Annotated in this window: 7 protein-coding genes; 3 read left to right on the forward strand and 4 right to left on the reverse strand. The window is 70.6% G+C overall.

Features of this window, described 5'->3' with window-relative positions:
• Positions 1-54 precede the first annotated feature (54 nt).
• On the reverse strand, positions 55-1,101 hold the full coding sequence (locus EOINJALH_RS00660) for an MlaD family protein (protein ID WP_088278384.1): 1,047 nt from the start codon (positions 1,099-1,101) through the stop codon (positions 55-57).
• Complete coding sequence (locus EOINJALH_RS00665) at positions 1,101-1,895, reverse strand: ABC transporter permease (RefSeq protein WP_088278385.1); 795 nt, start codon at positions 1,893-1,895, stop codon at positions 1,101-1,103. Before EOINJALH_RS00665 ends, EOINJALH_RS00660 begins: the two co-directional genes overlap by 1 nt.
• Positions 1,896-1,983: 88 nt before the next feature.
• On the opposite strand from EOINJALH_RS00665, the gene EOINJALH_RS00670 reads away from it, so the two are divergent.
• From EOINJALH_RS00670 to EOINJALH_RS31535, 3 genes are all read left to right on the forward strand, one after another.
• Positions 1,984-2,451, forward strand: a complete 468-nt coding sequence (locus tag EOINJALH_RS00670; protein WP_158219599.1) for a DUF5329 family protein — start codon at positions 1,984-1,986, stop codon at positions 2,449-2,451.
• 132 nt (positions 2,452-2,583) lie between these two features.
• Complete coding sequence (locus EOINJALH_RS00675; protein WP_088278388.1) at positions 2,584-3,132, forward strand: peroxiredoxin; 549 nt, start codon at positions 2,584-2,586, stop codon at positions 3,130-3,132.
• Positions 3,133-3,388: 256 nt separating this feature from the next.
• Positions 3,389-3,772: a hypothetical protein gene (locus tag EOINJALH_RS31535; protein ID WP_158219600.1), complete on the forward strand. Its 384-nt coding sequence runs from the start codon at positions 3,389-3,391 to the stop codon at positions 3,770-3,772.
• A gap of 126 nt (positions 3,773-3,898) precedes the next feature.
• On the opposite strand, the gene EOINJALH_RS00685 is transcribed toward EOINJALH_RS31535, so the two are convergent.
• Together EOINJALH_RS00685 and EOINJALH_RS00690 are read right to left on the reverse strand one after the other, a co-directional pair.
• Entirely contained in the window at positions 3,899-4,669 is a 771-nt protein-coding gene (locus EOINJALH_RS00685; RefSeq protein WP_088278389.1) for an HpcH/HpaI aldolase/citrate lyase family protein, read from the reverse strand.
• Between the two features lie 111 nt (positions 4,670-4,780).
• Entirely contained in the window at positions 4,781-5,515 is a 735-nt protein-coding gene (locus EOINJALH_RS00690; protein WP_088278387.1) for a FadR/GntR family transcriptional regulator, read from the reverse strand.
• Between the last annotated feature and the right edge of the window lie 174 nt (positions 5,516-5,689).

Genomic DNA, 5,689 nt, shown 5'->3' on the forward strand with positions numbered 1-5,689 from the left:
CCCGTGCCGCCGCCCGCCAGGCACGGGGGCCGTGGGTGGCGGGCATCGACAGGATCATGGCAGCTTGACCTCAGTGTCGCGTGCAAACGGCCACTTGCGATTGATCTCGCTGACCAGATGCTCCACCTTGCGCAGGCTGCTTTCGACCTCGGCGCGCAGCAATCCCAGGTCGGTGGTGGCCACGCGCGCGTTGCGGGCGATGCCCTGGGCCTCGTCGAGCAGCGCGTCCACCTTCTTCAGGCTGCCGCGGGCCTCGGTCAGCAGGCCGGTGAGCTGGGCCACGGTGGCGCGGGTGTCGGACACCACGCCCGACGCGCCCAGCAACTGCTCGTCGGCCCGACCGACCAGGTTGTCTGCCCGGCCGACCAGGCCGTCGGTGCGCTTGACCAGCCCGTCGATGCGGGCCAGCAGGGCATTGGTGCGGTCCAGCGCCGTGACGATGCGCGAGCGGTCGACGTCGTTGCCCATCAACACACCGAGCGCGCCGCCCGGCCCTTTCAGCTGCTCGGTGACCGACTGCACGTTGCCCAGCGTGGCGGCCAGCGGCCCGTCGGTCGCGGTGAGCGCGATGAGGTTCTGCACCAGGTCGCGCGCGGCGGCCACCAGCCGCGGGATCTCGGTGGTGGCGTCGCCGGCCAGCACGCGGCGCACCGCGCCATCGGGCAGCAGCGGGTCGGTGAGGATGCCGCTGTAGGCGCGCAACGCGGTGTTGCCGACCAGACCGCGCGACAGCGTGAACACGCTGGAGCTGCGCAGCCAGTGCGCGTCCTTGCGGGGCACGTCGACCAGGATGCGGGCATTGCCCTCGTCGGTGAGCTCGATGCGGCCGACGCGGCCGATGGGGAAGCCGGCAAAGGTGAGCGTCATGCCCACGGTGACGCCTTCGGAATCGTCGGCGATCAGCACCAGGCGCTGCGTGGCCTCGAACACGCCGCGGGCATACAGCAGGTAGGCCGCCGCGGCGCACACCAGCACCAGCAGCGCCACCAGCAGCAGCGCGGCGCGGAACTCGACGCCTTCGGGCGGCGGCGGCAGGGCCGGCGCCGGGCCGCGGGGCGGGGCGGCCGGTGGGCCGGAAGGGTCAGGCAGGTCGTTGTCCATCAGTAGTAGTTGCCGACCAACGAGGCCACCTCGATCAGCAGGATCGCGGCCGCCAGGCGCACCAGGCCCTGCAACTCGGCGGGCGCGTGGCCGATGGCCGCTTCGGGATCGTGCAGGGCCGAGCCGATCGGGATCAGCGACACCGCGAAGGCCAGGGCCATGGTCTTGATCACGAACACCAGCGTCACGGCCGGGGTGAACACCCGGCCGACCATGCGGGTGTAGCCTTCGAAGGCCCAGGGCGAGAAGCCGTGCGCCAGCAGGTAGGCCAGCACCAGCGTGACCATGCCGCTGACCGCGGCCAGCAGCAGCACCGAGAACAGGCCCGCCACGGCGCGCGGCAGCACCTCGGTGCGCAGCGCGTCGATGCCGGCGCGGCGCATCGCACCCAGCGTGCCAGCACGCCGCATCGCCGCCACCGCCGTGCCTGCAGGGATGGCCCAGCGTAACGCGACGAACAGCGCGGCCGTCATCGGCAGCAGTTCGAGCACCAGCACGCGCACCACCATCTCGAGCGCGTACTGCGACAGGCCGTAGCTCTGCGCAGTGACCAGCACGATGCGCGTGATCACCAGGCCGGCCAGCGCCGAGAGCAGCGTGAACCACCACAGCACGGGTGCCGTGGCGGCCACCAGATGCCGGGCCATCACCGGCCGCAGCGGGCCGCGGTAGCTCGACGGCGACAACCCCAGCACGGTGAGCAGTGCGCCCAGTTGAACCATGCGCCACCAAGGCACGAAGCGCCCCGCCGCGCGACGGCCGAACTTGCCAGGCCAGGTGCTCAGCATCGACATCCCAGCATGATAGGCGGCGATCGGGCGCGTGACGGGATGCCGCTGCAGGCCGTCACAATCGTTCGCGCAGGGCTCACAATCAGCGCCGATGCAAGGCCGTCCCCACCTTTCGCCGTTCTGCCCGAACCCGCCCGGGCGACCTGCGCCCGTGGCCGGTGGTCTGGCCACCTGGGCGGTGGCCACGGTGCTGGCGCTGCCCGGCGCAGCACCAGCGGCCGACATGTCTGCGGCCACGCGCAAGGAGATCGACCACATGCTGGCCCGCGTGGTCAGCTCCGGTTGCGAGTTCGGCCGCGGCAGCACCTGGCACAGCGGCCCCGATGCGCGCGTGCACCTCGAACGCAAGCTGGGCTACCTGTCGGCGCGCGGCATGGTGGCGTCGGCGGAAGACTTCATCACCATGGCCGCCACCCGCAGCAGCATGACGGGCGAGGCCTACACCATCCGTTGCAAACCGAACCCGGCCCAACCCAGCGCCGCGTGGATGGAGGCCGAGTTGAAGGCCCTGCGGGCGTCCGCGCCCCCGGCCGCTGCCGCCAGCGCTGCGCGGCGCTGAGCGCCCCGTGCGGGCCGAGGCCTGCACGCCGCCGCCCCCAACACCCGCCGGCGGCAGGGGTCTGAGCACGGCGCCGTATGACACATCTGGCAAGATGACCCCGCCGATGCGGCAGGCGCGGGGATGCACACGATGGGCAAGATCACGGCCTTCATGGCCTCATGGCTCTTGTGGGGCTGGACCACGGGCACGGCCATGGCCGCCCTCGATGTCGGTGAGCGCGCCCCGGACTTCACGGCCCCTGCGGCATTGGCAGGCAAGACCTTCCAGTTCTCGCTCGGCGAACGGCTGGCCAAGGGGCCGGTGGTGCTGTACTTTTTTCCGGCTGCCTTCTCCGATGGATGCTCCGCCGAAGCCCACAGCTTTGCCGAGGCCACGCCGCAGTTCGAATCGCTGGGCGCCACCGTGGTCGGCGTGTCGGGTGACGACATCGACACCCTGTCGAAGTTCTCGGTGCAGGCCTGCAATGGCAAGTTCGCCGTGGCGTCGGACGAAAGCCAGTCCATCATGAAGGCCTTCGACGCCGTGATGCAGACGCGTCCGGACTATGCCAACCGGGTGTCCTACGTCATCGCACCCAGTGGCAACGTGGTCTACGCCTACATGAGCCTGAACCCCGCCAGGCATGTCGACAACACGCTGGCCGCCTTGCGCGAATGGGCGGCCAAGGCGCGCAAATAGGCCGTCCGGATCCATCGTCGACGCGTCGATTTGGGCATTCGTGTCAACGGCGGCTTTCCCGATCGCGTTCTACGTGGCGACCGCCTCGTTGGATTTCCCCAACGGCGGTATGCCCAGAATCCGCGCACTGAGCGAAACTCCCGGCTTTGCCAGGGCGCCTGGACGTCCGCTCGACCATCAGAGGGTTCATGGTCCGGGCGGGTTGGCTCGCTGACCTTGTTCCGGACCCCTCCCTCAAACCACACTGGAGAATGACATGAATGTGAAGACTGCTCTGACCGTGATCGCCGCCGCCGCCGCCCTGATGGCCCAATCCGCCATGGCCCAGACCGCCCCCGCCCGTGCGGACGTCAAGGCCGAAACCGCCGCCGCCAACAAGAAGGGCGAGCTGACCCCGGCGGGCGAAGCCGGCGCCAAGGCCAAGGCCGAGCCGAAGTCCACCAAGGCCCGTGCCGACGTGAAGGCCGAGACCAAGGACGCCGTCAAGAAGCACGAGACCCCCGCCGCCGGCGAAGCCCCGACCAAGGTCAAGACCGATGGCAAGTCCGACAAGGCCCGTGCCGAAGTCAAGGCCGAGACCAAGGCTGCCAACAAGAAGGGTGAACTGACCCCGGCTGGCGAAGCCCCCGCCAAGAAGTAATTCGCACGCCCGTGCAGTGGCCGGCAACGGCCACCGTGCCCAAAGGCGACGCGCACCCAAGGGTGCCGTCGCCTTTGTTGTTTGGGCTGGTCGAGCCGGGGGGGCCGACGCCGCGCCGAGGCGTCGTCAGGCCGTCGCGCCGGCCCGCATCTCGGTCAGCAGCGACTGCGAGCCCGCTGCCAGCAGGCGCGCGTCCGAACCCACCGTGACGAAGCGGAAGCCCTTGGCGATGCGCGCCAGGGCCACGTCGGCGCGGCCGTTGTGCACGCCGGCGCGCACGCCGTGCGCGATGGCCCGCTCGACGATGTGGTCCATGGCCTGCGCCGCCTTCGGGTCGACGTCGTCGAACACCGGCCGGCAACCCAGCGACAGCGACAGGTCGGACGGCCCGATGTAGATGGCGTCCAGCCCCTCGACCGACAGGATCGCGTCGAGGTTGTCCAGCGCCTGCGCCGTCTCGATCATCGCGAAGCGCACGATGGTGTCGTTGGCGGCGCTGGGGTAGTCGGCGCCGCCGTACATCGACGCCCGCACCGGCCCGAAGCTGCGCGAGCCGCGCGGCGCGTAGCTGGTGTAGGACACGAAGCGCTGCGCCTCTTCGCGGGTGTTGACCATCGGGCAGATCACCCCGTAGGCACCGGCGTCCAGCGACTTCATGATGATGCCCGGCTCCAGCCAGGGCACGCGCACGATCGGCACCGTGGCCGTGGTGCTGATGGCCTGCAGCATGCGCACCATCGCGGCGTAGTCGATCACGCCGTGCTGCATGTCGATGGTCAGCGTGTCCCAGCCCTGGTGGGCCATCACCTCGGCCGAGAAGCTGTCGGGGATGGCCAGCCAGCCGTTCACGGCGGCACGGTCGGCCGCCCACAGGGTTCGAAGTCGGTTCTCTCGCATCACAATCTCCTGATAGTCATCGGTCATCGTACAACTTAAATTCACCTTCAAGCTTCGGCAACGGGCCGCCGGCACCCCTGCGACACCGCGTCGGCGATGCCGGCACGGCGCTCAGGTCACGCGGACGAGCGCCGCGCGGCGACGTCGCTCGCGGCTGTTGACCAGGTGCGTGCGCATCGCCGCGCGGGCCGCGTCGGGGTCCTGCGCGGCGATGGCGTCGAAGATGCTCTCGTGCTCGGCGTTGACGCGCCGCAGGTAGGCCCGCCGCTCGTCGTCGACCACGCCGGACCAGTCCAGCCGCGACCGCGGGATGATCTTTGAGCCCAGCGACGACAGCAGGCTGGCGAAGTGCGCGTTCTGCGTGGCGCGGGCGATCTCGCCGTGGAAGCGGAAGTCGGAGGCGACGGCATCGTGGCCCTGCTCCACCGCGCGGGTGAACTCGTCGAGCGCGGCGCGCATGATGGCCAGGTTGTCCTTGGTGCGCCGCTGCGCCGCCAGACCGGCGGCCTCGGCCTCGACGCCGATGCGCAGTTCGAGCACGGCGACCACGTCGCGCAAGGTTTCCAGTTGCTGCGGACCGATGCGAAAGGCCGTGCCGTCGCCCGGGCCGACGGCGAAGGTGCCGATGCCGTGCCGCGTCTGCACCATGCCGGCCGCCTGCAGGCGCGACAGCGCTTCGCGCACCACGGTGCGGCTGACGCCGAACTCGGCCATCACCTCGGCCTCGGTCGGCAGCTTGGCGCCGGGCGGCAGGCGGCCCTCGCGGATGCGCGCGCCCAGCGCATCGACCAGGTCGAAGGCCAGGGGCCGCGGCCGGCGGCGGGTGCCCGGTTCCGCGGTGGTCATGCGGCGATCGGTGCAAACCCCGACCGGGGGCGATTGACAGGGTGGGAGGACTGCTGGAACATGCCGCAGTTGTACGACAACTGACAACATGGCGCAAGAGGACGGTCCCACACCGGCCGCGCGCGGCGGCCAGCCATCGGCCCGCGGCCCCGCCACACCACCCCGACACGACGA

It is taken from the genome of Ideonella sp. A 288 (assembly GCF_002198735.1).
Classification (GTDB): domain Bacteria; phylum Pseudomonadota; class Gammaproteobacteria; order Burkholderiales; family Burkholderiaceae_C; genus Pseudaquabacterium.

Excerpts from the sequence above, each read along its gene's own strand:
- EOINJALH_RS00675 (WP_088278388.1), top strand. The coding sequence starts at position 2,584 with ATGGGCAAGATCACGGCCTTCATGGCCTCATGGCTCTTGTGGGGCTGG.
- EOINJALH_RS00660 (WP_088278384.1), bottom strand. The coding sequence starts at position 1,101 with ATGGACAACGACCTGCCTGACCCTTCCGGCCCACCGGCCGCCCCGCCC.
- EOINJALH_RS31535 (WP_158219600.1), top strand. The coding sequence starts at position 3,389 with ATGAATGTGAAGACTGCTCTGACCGTGATCGCCGCCGCCGCCGCCCTG.
- EOINJALH_RS00670 (WP_158219599.1), top strand. The coding sequence starts at position 1,984 with ATGCAAGGCCGTCCCCACCTTTCGCCGTTCTGCCCGAACCCGCCCGGG.
- EOINJALH_RS00690 (WP_088278387.1), bottom strand. The coding sequence starts at position 5,515 with ATGACCACCGCGGAACCGGGCACCCGCCGCCGGCCGCGGCCCCTGGCC.
- EOINJALH_RS00665 (WP_088278385.1), bottom strand. The coding sequence starts at position 1,895 with ATGTCGATGCTGAGCACCTGGCCTGGCAAGTTCGGCCGTCGCGCGGCG.
- EOINJALH_RS00685 (WP_088278389.1), bottom strand. The coding sequence starts at position 4,669 with ATGCGAGAGAACCGACTTCGAACCCTGTGGGCGGCCGACCGTGCCGCC.